The organism is Rhodococcus sp. Eu-32, from assembly GCF_003336925.1.
In the GTDB taxonomy this organism is placed as follows: Bacteria; Actinomycetota; Actinomycetes; order Mycobacteriales; family Mycobacteriaceae; genus Rhodococcoides; species Rhodococcoides kyotonensis_B.
On record NZ_QGNK01000005.1, the window covers coordinates 39,800 to 56,983 of the forward strand.

16 protein-coding genes are annotated in these 17,184 nt (G+C 64.6%); 6 read left to right on the forward strand and 10 right to left on the reverse strand.

Annotation, left to right across the window (positions count from 1 at the left end; genetic code table 11):
- Window position 1 precedes the first annotated feature (1 nt).
- On the forward strand, window positions 2–3,256 hold the full coding sequence (locus tag DK926_RS07800) for a BTAD domain-containing putative transcriptional regulator (protein ID WP_114329953.1): 3,255 nt from the start codon (window positions 2–4) through the stop codon (window positions 3,254–3,256).
- Here DK926_RS07800 and DK926_RS07805 read toward each other — a convergent pair.
- The 4 genes from DK926_RS07805 to DK926_RS07820 form a co-directional block, all read right to left on the reverse strand.
- The gene (locus DK926_RS07805) at window positions 3,222–3,905 is read right to left on the reverse strand and encodes a hypothetical protein (protein ID WP_068430872.1); all 684 of its coding nucleotides are present in this window, start codon (window positions 3,903–3,905) and stop codon (window positions 3,222–3,224) included. The genes DK926_RS07800 and DK926_RS07805 overlap by 35 nt on opposite strands.
- A 96-nt stretch (window positions 3,906–4,001) precedes the next feature.
- On the reverse strand, window positions 4,002–4,400 hold the full coding sequence (locus tag DK926_RS07810) for a DoxX family protein (protein WP_114330098.1): 399 nt from the start codon (window positions 4,398–4,400) through the stop codon (window positions 4,002–4,004).
- Window positions 4,401–4,510: 110 nt separating this feature from the next.
- A complete protein-coding gene (locus DK926_RS07815; RefSeq protein ID WP_114329954.1) occupies window positions 4,511–4,996 on the reverse strand; it encodes a helix-turn-helix domain-containing protein in 486 nt (161 codons plus the stop codon).
- Window positions 4,993–6,093 carry a serine hydrolase gene (locus DK926_RS07820; RefSeq protein ID WP_114329955.1) on the reverse strand — a complete coding sequence of 367 codons (1,101 nt, stop codon included), beginning with the start codon at window positions 6,091–6,093 and terminating at the stop codon, window positions 4,993–4,995. Before DK926_RS07820 ends, DK926_RS07815 begins: the two co-directional genes overlap by 4 nt.
- Window positions 6,094–6,618: 525 nt before the next feature.
- Here DK926_RS07820 and DK926_RS07825 point away from each other — a divergent pair.
- Window positions 6,619–7,362, forward strand: a complete 744-nt coding sequence (locus DK926_RS07825; protein ID WP_114329956.1) for a GTP pyrophosphokinase family protein — start codon at window positions 6,619–6,621, stop codon at window positions 7,360–7,362.
- Here DK926_RS07825 and DK926_RS07830 read toward each other — a convergent pair.
- The 5 genes from DK926_RS07830 to DK926_RS07850 all read right to left on the reverse strand — a co-directional run bounded on the left by DK926_RS07830 (window position 7,359) and on the right by DK926_RS07850 (window position 12,288).
- Complete coding sequence (locus tag DK926_RS07830; RefSeq protein WP_114329957.1) at window positions 7,359–8,207, reverse strand: DUF72 domain-containing protein; 849 nt, start codon at window positions 8,205–8,207, stop codon at window positions 7,359–7,361. The two genes, DK926_RS07825 and DK926_RS07830, sit on opposite strands and share 4 nt — an antisense overlap.
- Before the next feature lie 82 nt (window positions 8,208–8,289).
- Complete coding sequence (locus DK926_RS07835) at window positions 8,290–9,621, reverse strand: MFS transporter (RefSeq protein ID WP_114329958.1); 1,332 nt, start codon at window positions 9,619–9,621, stop codon at window positions 8,290–8,292.
- On the reverse strand, window positions 9,618–10,154 hold the full coding sequence (locus DK926_RS07840) for a 3-isopropylmalate dehydratase (RefSeq protein WP_068431071.1): 537 nt from the start codon (window positions 10,152–10,154) through the stop codon (window positions 9,618–9,620). The genes DK926_RS07835 and DK926_RS07840 overlap by 4 nt, the downstream gene beginning before the upstream one ends.
- Window positions 10,151–11,404 carry an aconitase family protein gene (locus DK926_RS07845; protein WP_114329959.1) on the reverse strand — a complete coding sequence of 418 codons (1,254 nt, stop codon included), beginning with the start codon at window positions 11,402–11,404 and terminating at the stop codon, window positions 10,151–10,153. The genes DK926_RS07840 and DK926_RS07845 overlap by 4 nt, the downstream gene beginning before the upstream one ends.
- A gap of 11 nt (window positions 11,405–11,415) precedes the next feature.
- Window positions 11,416–12,288: an isocitrate lyase/PEP mutase family protein gene (locus tag DK926_RS07850; protein ID WP_114329960.1), complete on the reverse strand. Its 873-nt coding sequence runs from the start codon at window positions 12,286–12,288 to the stop codon at window positions 11,416–11,418.
- Between the two features lie 149 nt (window positions 12,289–12,437).
- Between DK926_RS07850 and DK926_RS07855 the strand changes: the two genes are divergently transcribed.
- The 4 genes from DK926_RS07855 to DK926_RS07870 all read left to right on the forward strand — a co-directional run bounded on the left by DK926_RS07855 (window position 12,438) and on the right by DK926_RS07870 (window position 16,771).
- Complete coding sequence (locus DK926_RS07855; RefSeq protein ID WP_114329961.1) at window positions 12,438–13,235, forward strand: IclR family transcriptional regulator; 798 nt, start codon at window positions 12,438–12,440, stop codon at window positions 13,233–13,235.
- A gap of 7 nt (window positions 13,236–13,242) precedes the next feature.
- On the forward strand, window positions 13,243–14,775 hold the full coding sequence (locus DK926_RS07860) for a metallophosphoesterase (protein ID WP_114329962.1): 1,533 nt from the start codon (window positions 13,243–13,245) through the stop codon (window positions 14,773–14,775).
- A 141-nt stretch (window positions 14,776–14,916) separates the two neighbouring features.
- Entirely contained in the window at window positions 14,917–15,603 is a 687-nt protein-coding gene (locus DK926_RS07865; RefSeq protein ID WP_114329963.1) for a nuclear transport factor 2 family protein, read from the forward strand.
- Between the two features lie 97 nt (window positions 15,604–15,700).
- Window positions 15,701–16,771, forward strand: a complete 1,071-nt coding sequence (locus tag DK926_RS07870) for a trypsin-like peptidase domain-containing protein (RefSeq protein WP_114329964.1) — start codon at window positions 15,701–15,703, stop codon at window positions 16,769–16,771.
- A gap of 1 nt (window position 16,772) precedes the next feature.
- On the opposite strand, the gene DK926_RS07875 is transcribed toward DK926_RS07870, so the two are convergent.
- The gene (locus DK926_RS07875; RefSeq protein WP_068430847.1) at window positions 16,773–17,150 is read right to left on the reverse strand and encodes a VOC family protein; all 378 of its coding nucleotides are present in this window, start codon (window positions 17,148–17,150) and stop codon (window positions 16,773–16,775) included.
- Between the last annotated feature and the right edge of the window lie 34 nt (window positions 17,151–17,184).

Below are 17,184 nucleotides of genomic sequence, written 5' to 3' on the forward strand. Positions count from 1 at the left end.
CATGAGTACCTCGCACCCGTTGTCGATTCACGTGCTCGGCCCGTTGCGTGCGCTACGGGACGGCAATGTCGTCGACCTCGCCGGCCCCGGCCGTCGCGCTGTCCTGACGCGACTGGCCCTGGCGAAGGGTGCCGTCGTGTCGACCGATCTGTTGATCGAGGACCTGTGGTCCGGCGAACCGCCACCGAAAGCACTCGCTGCGCTGCAGGTCCATGTCTCCAATCTCCGACGGGTAATCGAACCAGAACGCTTACCGCGCACGCCCGCGACGATTCTGATCAGCTCATCTCCCGGGTACGCGCTGAACCTTCCAGCCCACGCCGTCGACGCCTGGCACTTCGAGTCACTCCTGACGGACGCCCTGCGCATCACAGCCCACGACGAGCGGCTCGCGATTCTCGACACTGCACTCGGCGTGTGGGCGGGGCGGCCCTACCAGGAAGTGGCCGACACCTCCTGGGCTGCACCCGAAATCGCACGTCTCGACGAACTGCACCGCACTGCGGTCGAAGAACGCGCACGCACGTTGCTCGAACTGGGCGAGCCGCCGACCGCTGTCATCACCGCCTTGATTCACCACGTCTCGGAGAACCCCGGACGTGAACGTCCGGCGCACCTGCTCGCCCTCGCCCAGTATCGAGCAGGCCGCCAGGGAGACGCGCTCGACACCATCGGTCGTGCACGCACGTACCTCGCGAACGAACTCGGCATCGACCCAGGCTCCGAACTGCGCACCCTCGAAGCCGACATACTCGCGCAGAGCGCACATCTCGAGGCGCCGCGACGCGTCGACGCACCGGCGCTACGCTCGAAAACACCTGCTGCGCAGCAAGTCAACTGCCGACCCGACGAGACCGAGACGGTGCTGACCGTCGCGACGACGGTCGCCGCGGGCCAGGTCGAAGTCGTGTGGGTGGGTGGCGAGCCGGGGCAAGGGAAAACGACGTTGGCGTCGAACGTCGTCGAACAACTTCGGTCCGACGGATGGGCGACGGCGTGGGGTCGCTGCCGGGAGGTCGACGGCACTCCGCCGGGATGGCCGTGGGCGGACATTGCCGCCGCACTGTCGCAGCAGTTCCCAATGCCGTCGACCATCGAGAAACAACTACTGCCCCTGATGTCGAACGTCGAATCCATTGCGGTCGAGCCGTTCTGGCTGTCCAAGGCGCTCGCCGACTACCTCACACTCGTCGCCGACAACAGTCCTGTCGCAGTGATTCTCGACGACTGTCACCGTGCCGACGAGCTGACGATGCAGATTCTACGACACCTGCTCGCCGCGCTTGCCTCGGTGAAAGTTCTTGTCGTGGCGACGTTTCGTTCGTCCGAGGTCTCGGCCGAACTGGACACGACCTGGGCTGCGACGGCCGGTGCGGGATCGACGAAGATCCACCTGACCGGACTCTCCGCGGCCGGCGTCGCCGAGGTGGCGCGTCACTCCGGGTACACCGAGGCGAACCCCGCAATACTCCAGCTTCTTTCGGAACGTACGGATGGAAACCCCTTGTTCGTACGGGAATTCGCGCGTCTCATCCTGTCCGAGGGCTCCGACGTCGCACTGTCCGCCGTGCCCGACACCATCGGTGACGTACTGAGGCGTCGAATCACCCGGTTGCCGGGCGAGAGCGTCACGACGCTGCGACGCGCATCCGTATTGGGTCGCGACGTCGACCTCGGAGTGCTCGCATCGATGGGCGAACGATCCGAGGACGCGCTACTCGACGCGCTCGAACCTGCCGTTCTCGCAGGTCTACTGATCGAACCATCGCCCGATCGCCTCCGCTTCACGCACGCGCTCGTCCGCGACACCCTCTACGGCGAGCTACCGCTGATGCGTCGCACACGCTTGCACGGCGCGGCTCTGCGTGTGCTCGCCGATCGCACACCGAACGATCATGCCGCGTTGGCACACCATGCAATTCTGTCGGCCACCCCGTCGACGGCCATGGATGTTCTGCCGTACGCCGTCGACGCAGCCCGCAGGTACGAATCGCTCGGCTCACACCGAGAGGCACTGGCGCTGTGGCGCTCCGCGGCCGCATTGCACGCTCAGGCCGTCGACGCATCCCCGTCGTCGCTTCCCGATGTTCTCGCTCCACTCGTCGGATCGCTCGCACGGGCAGGGGACACCACGACCGCACGCGCCGAACGGCAACGCGCCATCGACATCGCGTCGGGCATCGGGCGTCCGGAACTGATTGCGGCGCTGACGTCGTGGAACGCACCGGTGGTCTGGTCGATCCGGTCGGAGGTCGACATCGATCGAGCGGTCGTCGACCACATCGAAAGTGCTTTGGATACAGACGATCTTGCCCCGCGAGATCGTGCGTTGCTCCTGGTCGCGTTGGTGTTCGAGATCGAAGGCGACGACACGGACGAGACCATCGCCGCGGCCACGGAAGCCGTCGACCTTGCCCGTGAAACCGGTGATTCCGCGGTGCTGTGCCGCGCCCTGAATGCGTTGGGCTACATCGCACTCGGACCGGATCTCGCGGATCGGCTACCTTCTATCGCGGACGAACTGCTCACCGCCGCGGACGGTGACGCGGCTTTCACTTCCCTCGCCTACTACTACGCCTTCTTGGCTCACTGCGCGGCAACCGAACTCGACGCTGCCGAGTCGAGTGCAGCCGCGGCGATCCAGCACGCCTCGGGTCATCAGCTCGGCGAGATGCTGGGCGTGCTGCAGATCTACGAAGCCGCGTCGAAGATCATGGCCGGCAACACCGACGCCGCGCTGGCCGAGTATTCCGCCATCGCCGAACACATGGTGGCAGGCGGAAACGCCGTCGCCTACTTCATTGCAATGATCGGAAGACTCGGCGTCGCAACATATCTCGACGATCTGTCGCCGATGGTGGACGAGCTGAGCGCTGTCGAGTCGATGCGGCCGCACAGCCTACGACTGCCGCTGATCGTCGCGCTGTTGGACCGCGGCGACGTCGAACAGGCCCGTCAGCTCTGGTCCGACGCACGACCGTACCCACGGGACTACTACTGGCTAGGCATGACGACGTATTCCGCGCACGCGGCCGCGCGGCTCGGCGATATCGACGCGTCACGTCGAATTCACGACGAACTGTTGCCGTTCGCGGGTCGAATCGGGGGTCTGAACTCGGGCGCGTTCTACGCAGGCCCCGTCGACTTCGCCTTGGCGGCAACGGCAAAACTCCTCGGCGACATTACTGCCGCCGAGGAGTTCGAACGTTCCGGAGATCGACTCATCGAGTCACTGCGTCGACGCGGCTCTCGGTGACCGCGTCGGCGTCGATGTTCTTTCTCTTCAGCATCAGCACGCCGATCGCGGCGATGGCGAGTCCGCGCGGAATTTCGATGACCAAGCCGGTCAGCACCGGCGCTTGCGGCAGGGGCACGAACAGGACCAGAGCACCGAGGATCATGACCACGCTGATCCACACCGGCACAGCCCGTGAACGCAGCAACGAGATGCCCATGAGCAGCATGCTCGCCATGAACGCGATGCCTGCGATCATCTGCAGGCTCTGGAATGCCGGGGCGGCGAACAGCGAATCGTCGTCGGGAATGAGGAAGTGGGCCACTTCGGGTCCCTTCGCGATGGGCACGGAGACGAACGCTTCGACCGTCAGGTGCGGCAGGATCACCAGCATGCTGGAGAAGAAGTAGAGGACGAAGCCGATCAGTCCGAGCAGGCCCGCCTTCTTCGACACCCAGACGTACACCGCGGGGAGGCCGAGGAACTGTAGAAGCGTTCCGATCAGAAGGAAGTACTGCGCGTAGGGGTTGAACGGTGCGCTCAGTGCTTCCACCGAATGCGCCCAGCCACCCACCACGGGGTGGAGGGTTCCGCCGATCAGATTGAGGACGAACGCGACGATCACGGATACGCCGCTCAGCCGGTACAGGAGTGAAGGTGTGATGTTCATGTGCGGAAGGTTGGCCCGGGCCACTTGGTCGCGACTTGGTGGGCTACACGTGCGCGCGAATGTATAGAGGGCTATACATTCGCGCGCACGGGCGCGTCAGCGCACCAGCTGGCGCACCTTAGGGTCACGTAGGTACAGCGCACCCCAGACGACGATCCCGACATAAACCGCAAACAGGACAGTGCTGAAGAGCGGCTTGTCGACCCGCCAGTTGGTGAGCACGGCGCCGCCGAGGTATCCGGTCAGCAGCACGGCACCGAGAAATGCGGTGCGCGGGACCAGATACAACGCCAGGCACACGAGCAGCACGACGCCGATGATCGGAAGCATCTCCTCGCGCAACCCGAGATCGACCGCGGCGTCCTGCACTTGCTGGACGTTCATCAGCTTGCTGACGCCGTCGAAGATCAGAAAGATCGCGAGGAGCGCCGTCAGCACCCAGCCGATACGGGCTGCGGTGCGGGAGTTCGTCGTCGGTGCGGTCGGTGCGGTCATTGTCTTCTCCGATGTGAGTGGGATGAAGTGGTTGCCAGTACCGACACCCGTCACCTCGATTTCTCATCGGCGGGGCAGCTCGCCGCCCGTGCGCGCGAATGTATAGAGGGCTACACATTCGCGCGCACGGGTGGCGAAGCCACCTCCCCTGAAATGTCCGCCGCCGCCAACATCGAGACGAGCAGTGGCACAACCTTCCTGGCGGAGATCCGGAACTCGCCCCGCGCATGCTGCTCGACGACGCCCGCCGAGCCCAGCGCCTTCAGGTGGTGATAGGCCTGCCCGGTGGATCCGAGCTCCACCGCTTCCTGCAGATTGGACGCGTTCGCCGGGCCACGCAGAAGCGTCCGCACGATCTGCAGACGGACGGGATGCCCCAGCGCGGCGAGCACCTCGGCGGTGCGCGCTACCGACAGCTCGAGAATCGCATCGGGTGAATATCCGATGGACCATTCGACGTCGCCATGAAGGTGCACGTCGCCCTGGTACGTAACCGACCCGCCCGACGGGGCAGCGTGTGGAGGTTTGCCGCGCCCCTCCAGCTCCGCCACCCGCGCTTCGAGGCGGTCCAGTCGCGCTTCGACGTCGTCATTCACACGACGCAGGCTATCCGGTCGAGAGCGTCGGACGAGCTCATGGCGTCGACGATCAAGCCCTGCTGCACGGTGAAGGTGTTCATCGCCTCTTCGTACCGATCGGCGGGCAGCCCGTCGACGAGCCATACCGCCGTCGCGATTGTGCCGTCGTCACGACGCAATTCCATTGCCTGCGTGAGGACTCCGGGGAGATTACCTCCCTTGAAGCCGAGGCCGAGCGTTCCCGCGGGTGCGGGCTGGTACTCGAGGTGACGCAGCACCGTGTCGGCGCCCGGCCCGAAGCTTCCGTCGCCGAACGACCTGTACAACGCCGTCAGTTGCTCCGCCGACCCGCGCGTGAAGAACTTCTCGACGCCCGCGGCCTGCTCGTCGTACGACGGGATCTGCACCGACGCACTGACACTCTCGCGGAACGGCTGGTCGAACGCCCAACGGTTCGCCGTCTCCCAGCGATCCCCCTCCGCGAGCGCAGGATCGAACAACGACAGGGAATCGCCGACGAGCGTCGGCACCGCGAACCCATCCCAACCACTGTCTGCCGCAGCATCTTTCAATGCATCGTCGCCGATCCGAAATCGGAGGTAGTCCGGAACCGCATTGTCGCTCTCCTGGATCATCGCAGTGACCATGTCGTCGAGCCGAGCCGTCGCATTCGGATCGGTTGCGCTGACCCCGTCGTTCGCGATTCCGAGTCGCGTCAACGCCGCCGGATGCGCGCCGCCGTCGGTCCCCGGCACGTACCAGCGCTCCCATTCCAACAGCGGTATCTGCTCGTCGGGATCGAGATCACCGTCGGCGACCGCCTTGGCGTACGCGCTGAGATGCACCACTTTCATCGCCGACGCCAACACCTGCTCTTCGTCCGGCCGGTGCTCGACGGTTCGGCCCCTGCCGTCGTCGATCATCATGCTGACGGTGTCCGGTGCCTGGTCGACAAGTCCGAGCCATCCCTCCTCGGTCGCGAGATCGGTCGACGTCACGGCCGCGCAGTCGTCGGACTGCGTGGAGACTTCTTCGGATTCCGCGGAAGTCGATGAACACCCGGTGACGACGAGGGCCGTGGCGCAGGCTGCAGAAAGTGTCGCGATCCGTCGCATGTCTTTCCCATCTGGTCGGCAATTCCGTAATTACGGATAACCATAAGAAAGACCGCCGGCTTACACAATGGGAACATACGTTCGAATGCGTGGTAGGCTGGCCGAGCCGTCCGGGACGCGTTCGCGGACGGCCCAGAACTACCGGCGTCACAGCACTACCGATGTCACAGCACTACCGATGTCACAGCACTACGGATGTCACAGCAAGGCGGTATCGAGCATGGTGGTACCCGACGAAACAGGCGGCGAATCCTTCGACGCCTCCGCGACGCTCCATCGATTGGGCGATCGATGGGCCGAGAGCGCTCCGTGCAGGTGCGCCCGCGGTCATGCCCTCGGCCCACGAACCGTGCTGGTCGGGTCGAGGGCATGCTCCTGCGGACGGGGTCACCACCGCACACACGAGTGCAGAACGTGTGGGCACGTGACGTTCACGCCCCCGCTCGGACCGCGGTGCGCGGACGCGAGTTTCGACTCCCGAGGCTCCGACCAGCACCGATGACGTCGTAATACAGAATCGATCACATGGACAGTAGTACGGACTTCGATCGTCTCCGCAGCGAATTCACGCGTTTCATGATGGCGTACAAGTTCGGGATCGACGAACTCATGACCAAGATCAACATCTTGAAGGAAGAGTTCACTCACATCCACCGCTACAGTCCGATCGAACACGTCGGGTCACGGCTGAAGACGCCCGAGAGCATCATCACGAAGGCGCGTCGCAAGAAGTGCCCTCTGACGCTCGACGACATTCGCAACACCATCGTCGACATCGCCGGTATTCGCATCACGTGCAGTTTCATCTCGGACACGTACCGCATCGCGGACATGCTGTCGAACCAGACCGACGTCACCGTGCTGGGGGTCAAGGACTACATCGCGAATCCGAAACCCAACGGCTACAAGAGTCTTCACCTCATCGTCGAGATCCCGGTGTTCATGAGCGACCGAGTACAACCCGTTCCCGTGGAGATCCAGATCCGCACGATCGCGATGGATTTCTGGGCGAGCCTCGAGCACAAGATCTTCTACAAGTACGACGGCACCATCCCCACGCCGCTACTCGACGAGCTGACCGACGCCGCCGAGAGCGCGAACCGCCTCGACGTCACGATGGAACGTCTGCACGACGAGGTCGCCGAGATCAAGAGCGCGTCGGATCGGCAGGACGACAGCATCCACCTGAACTCGATGCCGCCGTTGGCTCTGCCGGCGGAACTGTTGAGGTCGATAGTGGACACTAGCGCTATCTACGGCGACAGCTAGATATTCGTAGAAAGACCTACACGCTCGATCAACCGCATCGCGTCGTACGGTGCATATCCCTTCATGTCGTTGTCGAAATACGCGAAGACGTCCATCCCCGCCGAGGTCCAGGCCCTGGCACGCTCTGCCCAGACGTCGAGCGCAGCATCGTCGTACCCGCTCGCGTAGAGCTCCTTGTCGCCGTGCAGCCGGGCGTACATGAAGTTCGACGTCGGGGTCTCGACGAACGGATATCGACCGGCTGTATCCGCGACGACGAACGCGACGTCGTGCGCGCGGACCAGCTCGATCGCCTCCGCGCACGCGAAACTCTCGTGACGCACTTCGAGGGCGTAGCGGATAGGCCGATCGACGTCGTAACCGAGAGCGACCCGATCGTCGGTCAGCTTGTCGTCACGTTTGTCCGCCAGTGCGACGGCCTCCGACATCGTTCGGGGAAGCAGCTCGAAGAAGTTCGCCAGTGTGTCTGCGTCGAACTGCAGGTTGGGTGGGAGCTGCCACAGCACGGGTCCGAGCTTGCTGCCGAGCCCCAACACACCCGTCGCGAAGAAGTTCGCGAGCGCAGCCTCTACTCCCACAAGCCTTTTCAGATGCGTGATGTAGCGGCCGCCCTTGACCGAGAACACGAAGTCCGACGGCGTCTCGTCGCGCCACTTCACGAAGCTCGTCGGCTTCTGCATGGCGTAGAACGTTCCGTTGATCTCGATCGACGTCAGCCGTTCCGACGCGTACTCCAGCTCCCGCCGATGCGCGAGGCCTTTCGGATAGAAATCCCCACGCCACGGCGCGTACGTCCAGCCGGAGATGCCGATCCGGACTTCGGTCGTGGCCGAGCGTGGGGTCATGTGGAAAGCCTAGGCGCCTTCGGCAACCGTGCGCGGATAGTCGGTCCCTGGGCCAACTATCCGCGCACGGGCGCGAAGCGCACTACACCGGAAGCGACTTCTTTCCGGTCTCACGGATCGTCAGCACCGTCGCGACACCGACGGCACACACACCCATCACCCAGTAGGCGGGCGACATGGCGTTGCCGGTCGATTCCACCAGCTGCGCTGCGACGTACGGCGCCGTGCCGCCCGCGGCGATGGTGCCGATGTTGAATCCGAGGGACACGCCCGTGTAGCGCACCGCACGCGGGAAAAGCTCGGTGAACAGCGGGAACGCCGGCACCTGCACGACCCCGTTGAGCACCATGTACACGAAGTACACGATGCCGACGACGACGATGCTGGTGGTCGCGCCGAGAATCATGAAGGCAGGCAACGCGATCACGACGTACGCGAGATAGCCGGCGAGCAGAACGGGCTTGCGGCCGAACCTGTCGGTGAGCATGCCGCTGAGCGGGAACGTCGCACAGGCCAGCGCGATGGCGATCGCCGACGTCCAGTACACGGAGTCCTTCGAGAATCCGAGATCCTTGATGAGATACACGCTGAAGTACGTCAGACCGATGTAACCGGATCCATTCATCGCGATCGCGATACCGATGACGCGCAACACCGACAACGGGCTTCGCTTCACGACATCCGACAGCGGGCTCTTCGCAACCTGGTTCTTCTCGGCCATCTCCTCGAACTCGGGACTGTCCTCGAGCTTCAGCCGCACACGGAGGCAGATCACCGCGAGGGGCAGCGCCAGCAGGAACGGGATGCGCCAACCCCACGACGCCATCTGCTCGTCCGTCGTACCGAGTGTCACGAGACCGACGACCGCAGCCGCGACGGCGAACCCGAGCGTCGACCCGATCGGCGTGAACGAGCCGAAGAATCCACGACGGTTCGGCGGTGCCGACTCTGCGATGTACGTTGCGGCGCCGCCGATTTCACCTCCGGCCGAGAAGCCCTGCGCGAGCCGGATGACCACCAGCAGGATGGGTGCGAGGATGCCGACCGACGAGTGCGTCGGCAACAGACCGAGAATGCCGCACGCGATACCCATGCACACGACGGTGATGACGAGCGCGGATCGACGCCCGCGACGGTCCCCGAGTCGACCGAAGAAGATGCCACCGAGTGGGCGTGCGACATAGGCGACGCCGAAGACGGCCAACGTCGCCAGAATCGAGACGCCAGGACTGGTCGACGGGAAGAACAACGGCGCGATGATGACGGCGAGGAAGCCGTAGACCGCGAAGTCGTAGTACTCGATGAGCGTTCCGACGCCGCCTGCAATCGCGGCGCGTCGGGCCGTCGTCGACGAGGCCTTGCTCTGAGGCACGCTCTCGGCGGAACGTGCGGGGGGATGTTCCACGTTCGTCATCGGTTCTGTCCTTGCTGTGCGAGGGAATGTTCTCGAAGGAGTAGCTCGTACGAACCGCCGGCCTCGATCACCTGGACGGTTCGCGCGTTCGGGGGAGTGCCGACGAGCACTGCGTCGTCGGTACGCACTGTCGCGGCGCGCCAGTCCAGTGACACGGCGTCACCGGTCTTCACAGCCGTCGACACGCCGGGCACGGTGATGAGCGGCATGCCGTTGAAGGTCTCGCCGCGCCAGAAGCCGGGCGAGAACGACTCGGCGACAATGGCTGAGATGCCTGCATTGCGCAGCGCGACCATCGGCGGATAGTGCGGATGACCGTACCCGAAGTTGCGTCCGCCGACGACGATGTCGCCTGGACGTACTCGGTCGACGAACCCGTCGTCGTAGGCCTTCATGCACACGGACCGTAGGTGGTCGGGGTCGTAGGACTTGATGTTGGACACTCCGACCACGAGATCGATGTCGAAGTCGTCGCCGAAGACCCAGGCGACGCGGCCCTCGATGACGTCGGGCGGGGGTGGGTAGGCGCTCACCGACTTGCCTCCTGCCATTCCTGCACCTCACCGACGACGGCACTCGCCGCCACCGTGTACGGCGATCCCATGTAGATGTTCGCATCCGAACTGCCCATGCGTCCCGAAATGTTCAGTACGCCAGTCGAAATGCAGTTCTCTCCGGCCTGCAACGGCTTCTGGTACCCGAAGCAGAAATCGCAGCTCGACACCGCGATGTTCGCGCCTGCCGCACGAAGCACATCGAGAATGCCTTCGTCCTCGGCCTGCTGGTGCACCTTCTGTGACGTCGGCACGATGTTCAGTTCGACGCCGGGCGCCACGGTCCGGCCGTCGAGCACGAGCGCTGCGGCCCGAAGATCCTCGATCCGACCACTCGCGCAGGATCCGATAAAGGCCTTGGTGATCGGCGTGCCGGACACCTCCTTCGCGGTCTTCGTGTTCGCGGCGCGTGCCGAACCGGGCTGCACGACGCGGGGCACGATCGTCGCGAGGTCGATAGTGTGTCGCGCCGAGTACGACGCGTCGGCGTCGGGATAGACCGGCGAGAAACTGTCCCGCGCAACCTCGTTCGCGTACGCGAGCGAGATGTCGTCGGGCTCGAAGATCGCGGACACTGCACCGGTGAACATCGCCATGCCACAGAGACCCTGCCGGTGATCGATCTTCATCGACCGAGCGCCCGGGCCACCGAATTCCATGACCTCGTGGGCACATCCGTCGGCACCGACGAGATCGATGATGGTGTGCACGAGGTCGCGGCTGTCGACACCGGGTGCGAACTCGCCGACGAGGTCGAACCGCGTCGTCGTCGGAATGTCGACGTACAGCTTGCCGGTCACCCAGGCTTCGATGAGATCGCGTCGGATTCCCCATCCGAGCGCTCCGAACGCGCCGACGCCACTGATGTGCCCGTCGAAATGCACGAGGAAGTCACCCGGAATGGCAAGCCCCAGTTCGGCTGTCAGCTGATGTCCGATGCCTGCGCCCTCGTGCAACTCGATGCCGTAGAACTCGCACCAGTCACGCGTCACCTGGTGGACTTCGGCTTCCTTGTCGTTGTTCTTCGTCAGCATGTGATCGATGAACACGACGTAGCGGCTGGGATCGGACAGTTCGGTGATGCCGAAGTCGTCGCGCATCTGACGGAACATGACGTCGGTGTAACCGGGGAAATCGTACGCGATCATCCGCGCGGGACGAACGGCGTGATTCTCACCGCCCCTGACGGTTTCGGCGTCGCATGCCCTGCCGAGAATCTTCTCGGTCATCGTGTATCCGCTCACGAGATCTTCTCCGGGAGGTACTTGCGCTGCTGCGCCTCGACCTCGGAGAAGCCGATGAGGTCGACGAACTCGTGGTGCTGCAAGGCGTCGGCGCTGACGGACGCCGGGGCCTCGCCGCCGGCCAAGCGTCGCAACGCCTCTCGTGCTGCGCCCGTGGCTGCCATCAGGATCTGCGTGGGCAGGAGCGCGAGGCGCACGCCGATCCGCTCGAGAACCTCGGGTGTGAACTCACGCTCGGTCCACGTCGAGGCGGTCAGCGTCGCCATCAGCGGAACACCGACCTCCTGGTGGCACCGCTCCCACTCCTCGATCGTCGTGAACGTCTTCGTCACGGGCATGATCATGTCCGCGCCGGCGTCGACGTACGCCTGGGCGCGGCGGATCGCGTCGTCACCTCGTGCATCGGTACGGGCGATGAGCAGGACGTCGTCGGGAATGTTGTCGCGTACTGCGCGGATCTTGCCGGTGCCTTCCTCGACGGTGATGAGGTCGACGGGGTCGCCGACGCAGATCGGGCACGACTTCGGCGAGACCTGGTCTTCCATGAACATGCCCTGCACACCCGCGTCGACGAACTTCCTGGCGGTGCGCGCGGCGTTGACGGCGTTGCCGTAGCCCGTGTCGATGTCGGCGACCAGCGGTAGCGACGACGATTCGTGGATCGTTCGCACAGCCTGCAGGTTCTCGGTTGCCGTGTACAGCTCGGCGTCGGGCAGTCCGAGCGCCGCGGACACCGCGAATCCCGAAGCGCAGAGCGCGCTGAATCCTGCCTGCTCGGCAAGGCGAGCGGTCAAGCCGTCCCATACGCCGGGCGCGTAGACGAGTCCCTGCGTCGTGAGGTCCTTCAGGGTGGGGGCTGTCCCTGCCATCATCACTCCATTCCGTATTGCGGAACGCATTCCGCAGATCGCGAGAATGAAGCTAGAGTGGTGGTCGTCACATGTCAAGGCGGCTTCTCCGGAAACGCTGTTCGTATGATGACGAGACCTTCTTCGAGCCGACGAAAGAGTGAGCATCTGTGGTTGCGCCCATCGAGTCCGACGACCGGTCGGGCCGCGACATCGTCGGAGCCGTACTGAAGGCCTGCAGCCTGCTCGAGCACTTCGACGCGTCCAGGCCCGTCTGGACATTGAACGACCTGACCTCGACGAGCGGCATGAACAAGACCACCGTGCATCGACTCATGGCGACACTCATCCACGCAGGATGGATCGACCGCACGTCCGAAGGGTCGTATCGCGTGGCGATGCCGTTGTTCGAAATCGGTTCGGCCGCACTCGTTCAGCTCGACCTTCGCACCGCCGCCCGTCCGTACATGGAGGGCTTGGCGACGACGTTCGGCGACACCGCATTCCTGATGGTCCCCGCCGAGGAGGGCGCCGTGTGCATCGACCGGCTCGAGGGCCACAACCCTCTCGTCGTCGCCGGGATCAACATCGGATCGGTCATGCCGTACCACGCCGCCGCCGGCCCCATCGCGATGCTTGCGTTCTCGAATGCGTTGCGAGAGAGATGGTTCCGGCGCGAACTTCCGGCGTACACCGACCGCACACTGACGGACGCCACCGCGCTCTCCGAGCACTTGGATTCCGTTCGGGCCGCGGGATATTCGGTCAGCAATTCCGACTACCTGGACGGCGTCGCCGCCGTCGCGGCACCGATACTCGGACGTGACGGGACGGCCGTGGCGTCGATCAGCATCGGCGGACGCGTCGAGGCCTTCGAAGGGGACGCGCTTCAGGACAAGATCGACCGAGTGTGCGACGCGGCCGCGCGTCTCACGCACATTGCAGCGTCGCTGCCCGTGCGCGCATAGTTGGACTATGGACCAACTATCCGCGCACGGGTGGCGGAGCCTCCCGACCGTCGGATCTCTTCTCCTTGCCTGTGCGCTCGTCGGGGCCGACGCCGTCGCCGATCCGTCGAGACTGCCGACCCAGGTGCCCGCCGCCGCTGTTCCCGCGCTCGGTCTGACGGCCGAGCCCGCGCCCATCACAGCCGACATGGTCGCGGGCGTCCTGGACGGGGAAGAGTTCTCGGACTCGTCGTCCCGCACCTCCGGATGGGACGACTACCCGTATCTCCGCTACACGGTGACCTTCGGACCCGATGTCACCGTCGCGCAGATGGACTGGACCGGAACGTCGGTCAACCTGAACGATCTCGCCATGCACGTCCGCGCTCCGGGAACCGAGTCGTGGGGTCCCGCAGTGGCCACCGCGTCCCCGTCGACGCCCGGTGGGCCCATCGAGCTCACGGCGACGGTCGCGAACATCGACGGCACACTCGAAGTGATGATCGTCGACTCGCCGCGCGAGGACCGCTCGTTCGCGACCGACAACGCCGGACCCGATGCAACATTCGCGACGCCTGGCACGTACGACTTTGCGCTGCAACACATCACCGACACCCAGTACATCTCCCGCGACGACCCGGGTGTGTACGACGACATGACACGGTGGACCGTCGACAACGCCGAGAAATACGGCATCGAATACAGCATGCACACCGGAGACATCATCCAGAGCTGGATCAGCCCCGGGCGTCCGGACACGCAGTCGCGCATCGAGTTCGAAGCTGCGAGCGAGGCCATGAAACTGCTGGAGGACGCCGAGATCCCCCACGGCGTACTGCCCGGAAATCACGACAATCTATGGAACGTCGCAGGCAAGCTCGTACCGGGGATGCACGAGCAGAACCACGAGCTCTACAACGAATACTTCGGTCCGCAGCGATACGCGAATCAGCCGTGGTGGGGGGATTCCTTCACACCTACGGACAATTCGGCACACTACGACCTGATCGACATCGCAGGTGCCAAATTCCTGATGCTGTACATCGGGTACAACCCGCCCGAGAAGGTCATGCAATGGGCCGAGCGAGTGTTGGACGAGCACCCGGATCGCAACGTCGTCATCGGAACGCACTACTACCTCGACGAAGGCGGCGAGAAGAAGCTGATGGCCTTGGGTGACATCGGCGCGAGTTCGGGGCAGCAGATCTGGAATCGGCTTGTCCTACCGCATGATTCGGTGTTCCTCGTGCTGTCCGGCCACGTCGACGGGCAGGCGACCGTCGTCGACCGGCAGATCGGGGACACCGATCGCACCGTCGTTCAGCTGCTCGCCGATTACCAGTACTTCGAGGTCGACGGCGAACGCACCACGGGCTTCCAGCGACTGCTGCAGTTCGACCTGGACGGCGGCACGATGGCCGTCACGACCCATTCGCCGTCGCTCGACCGATTCGACGTCGAGAATTTCGATCCGCGACGGCGTTTCGTGCCCGAAGACGGCGAGTTCGTCACCGACTTCACGTTGCGGGCGGATGTGCCGAGGGCCGTGACGGCGCGGTAGGCGACACGACAAACGCGCACCGAATGGCCACACGCACGCCGAATAGCCAGCAATTCGGCGTGCGCCTGACCACTGCGTGCGCGTCTACCCGATCTCGCCGATTCCAAGACCTGACCTGGCGCGTCGATATAGCGTCGAAGCGTGTTCGCCTCGGAAGATCTGCTGGCCTTCGTCGAGGGCTCGCCTGCCGCAGTGGCCGTGCACGACCGCACCGCGTGGGTCGATCTCTACGCCCGGGACGGGGTCGTCAACGATCCGGTGGGGTCGCGGCCCCATCAGGGTCACGACGCGATCGCGCGCTTCTACGACACGTTCATCGCGCCGAACACGATCGAATTCCACGTCGAGCACGACATGGTGTCCGGGATGTCCGTCGTTCGGGACCTGTCGCTGACGATCACCATGTCGGCGGGCGCGGCGGTGACCGTGCCGATGCATCTGCGGTACGACCTGGTCGACGACGATGGATCGCTCGAGATCGCACGACTCGCCGCGCATTGGGAGTTGGCGTCCATGATCGGCCAACTGCTGCGCGGCGGATTCGCGGGAGTGCGGTCGTCGATCGCCCTGACCCCGCAGATGATCGGAAATCAAGGTGTGTCAGGCCTTGTCGGTTTCATGTCGGGCCTTCGATCCGTCGGCGCGAAGGGCAAGTCCGTCGCGGCAGACCGACTGCGCTCCGACCATGACGGCGCGACGTTCGAGAAGTTCATCGCCGCCGGACGAACCGTCAGCGCGACAGTTCGATGGGGTACCGAACGAGGTGTCGTGTTCGTGAACTTCGCACCCGGATCCCTCACCGTCGAATCCGTAACGCTGTTTCGCTGAGCCCCGTACGCGCACGTTTCAGCGAATGCGCAGGTTGCAACGTACGCATTCGCTGAAAGGTGCGCAGTCGGTGAGAACTGAGCAATAATCGACCCTCATGCAGGCGGCTGGCAGAGCGGCACTCCTCGTCGTGCTGACCGCTGCTGCGTCGGCGTTCGCGGCGCCGCTCACCCCTGGCGTGCTCGACGCACCGCCGTCACCTCCGCCGGTCGCAGCACCGTCGCCACTCCCGCTCACCCCCGAGCAGATCACGAGCCAGGTCGACCCGGCCGTCGTCACGATCACCGCCGAGTGGGGAACGTCGGGAGTTGCAGGGACGGGATTCGTCGTCGACCCGGCCGGTCTCGTCCTGACGAATTACCATGTCATCGAGACCGCAGCTTCGGTCACCGCGGTGGGCAACGGACTGATGTACGACGCATCGGTTCTGGGGTACGACAAGACGCGTGACCTCGCGGTCCTGCAGTTGGATTCGGCAGCAGGCCTCCCGGTGGCCGTGATCGGACGTTCCGCGGACGTGGCCGTCGGGGACGCAGTGACGGCAATCGGAAACGCTTCGGGCGCAGGGGTTCTCGTTCCGGCCCCGGGACAGGTCGTCGCGCTCGACAAGACCGTCACCGCGCAGAGTTCCGTCGACGGCTCACGCAACGAGCTGACCGGAATGATCCAGATCGACGCCGACGTCCGAGCAGGTGACTCGGGAGGGCCGCTCGTCGACGCGTGGGGGAGTGTCATCGGCGTCGACGCGGCAGGCCTGTCCGACGAAGCCAGGCTCACTCAGGCGCCGGAAGCGTACGCGATCCCGATCGACATCGCGATGACCGTCGTCGACCAGATTCGCGAAGGCCGTTCTGCAGGAACGGTTCACGTGGGCCCGACGCCGTTCCTCGGCGTGCAGGTCCGAGATGTGTCGGCCTGGAACGCGAACCCGTCACAGGGGGCCTCGGTCGTCGGAGTCGAGTACAACTCGCCTGCAGAACGGACGGGCCTCGTACGCGGTGACGTCATCGTCTCGTTCGACGGCCGCCCGGTCCGCTCGTCCGACGATCTCGCCGCGGAGATGGTGGGACGACGACCCGGCGAGATCGTCCGGCTGGAGTGGGTGACCACGACCGGCGTCCGGCGAACGCAGATGGCGACACTCGAAACAGGCAGTCCGACAGCCTGAGTCACGCCTCCAATACGGACAGAACGTTACCTGCCGGGTCGGTGAACCACGCGATCAACGGCCCACCACCGCGAAAGATGCCACGCTCGTCGGTGCCCATGTCCGGATACTGCTGGAACACCACACCTTTGGCCGTCAACGCGTCGACCGCGGCCTCGATGTCGGCGACGGGGAAGTTGAGAATCGTGTACGGGGCGGGCGTGTGCCCAGGCCTGGGATAGACCAACACCTCGGAGTTCTCGCTCAGGCGAAGATGGATCAGCCCCATCTCGCCGTCGACCACGGTCATTCCGAGTGTGTCGGCGTAGAAGGATCGGGCCGCCTCGATGTCGTCGACGGCGAATCCGGAGAACGGGGATCGGGTCAGTTCGAGTGTCATCGGTCCATGGTGCGCCTCGTCCGCGCGTATCGGG

Coding starts and splice junctions, on each gene's coding strand:
- DK926_RS07800 (WP_114329953.1), top strand. CDS start 2: ATGAGTACCTCGCACCCGTTGTCGATTCACGTGCTCGGCCCGTTGCGT.
- DK926_RS07805 (WP_068430872.1), bottom strand. CDS start 3,905: ATGAACATCACACCTTCACTCCTGTACCGGCTGAGCGGCGTATCCGTG.
- DK926_RS07810 (WP_114330098.1), bottom strand. CDS start 4,400: ATGACCGCACCGACCGCACCGACGACGAACTCCCGCACCGCAGCCCGT.
- DK926_RS07820 (WP_114329955.1), bottom strand. CDS start 6,093: ATGCGACGGATCGCGACACTTTCTGCAGCCTGCGCCACGGCCCTCGTC.
- DK926_RS07825 (WP_114329956.1), top strand. CDS start 6,619: ATGGACAGTAGTACGGACTTCGATCGTCTCCGCAGCGAATTCACGCGT.
- DK926_RS07830 (WP_114329957.1), bottom strand. CDS start 8,207: ATGACCCCACGCTCGGCCACGACCGAAGTCCGGATCGGCATCTCCGGC.
- DK926_RS07835 (WP_114329958.1), bottom strand. CDS start 9,621: ATGACGAACGTGGAACATCCCCCCGCACGTTCCGCCGAGAGCGTGCCT.
- DK926_RS07845 (WP_114329959.1), bottom strand. CDS start 11,404: ATGACCGAGAAGATTCTCGGCAGGGCATGCGACGCCGAAACCGTCAGG.
- DK926_RS07850 (WP_114329960.1), bottom strand. CDS start 12,288: ATGGCAGGGACAGCCCCCACCCTGAAGGACCTCACGACGCAGGGACTC.
- DK926_RS07860 (WP_114329962.1), top strand. CDS start 13,243: ATGGACCAACTATCCGCGCACGGGTGGCGGAGCCTCCCGACCGTCGGA.
- DK926_RS07870 (WP_114329964.1), top strand. CDS start 15,701: ATGCAGGCGGCTGGCAGAGCGGCACTCCTCGTCGTGCTGACCGCTGCT.
- DK926_RS07875 (WP_068430847.1), bottom strand. CDS start 17,150: ATGACACTCGAACTGACCCGATCCCCGTTCTCCGGATTCGCCGTCGAC.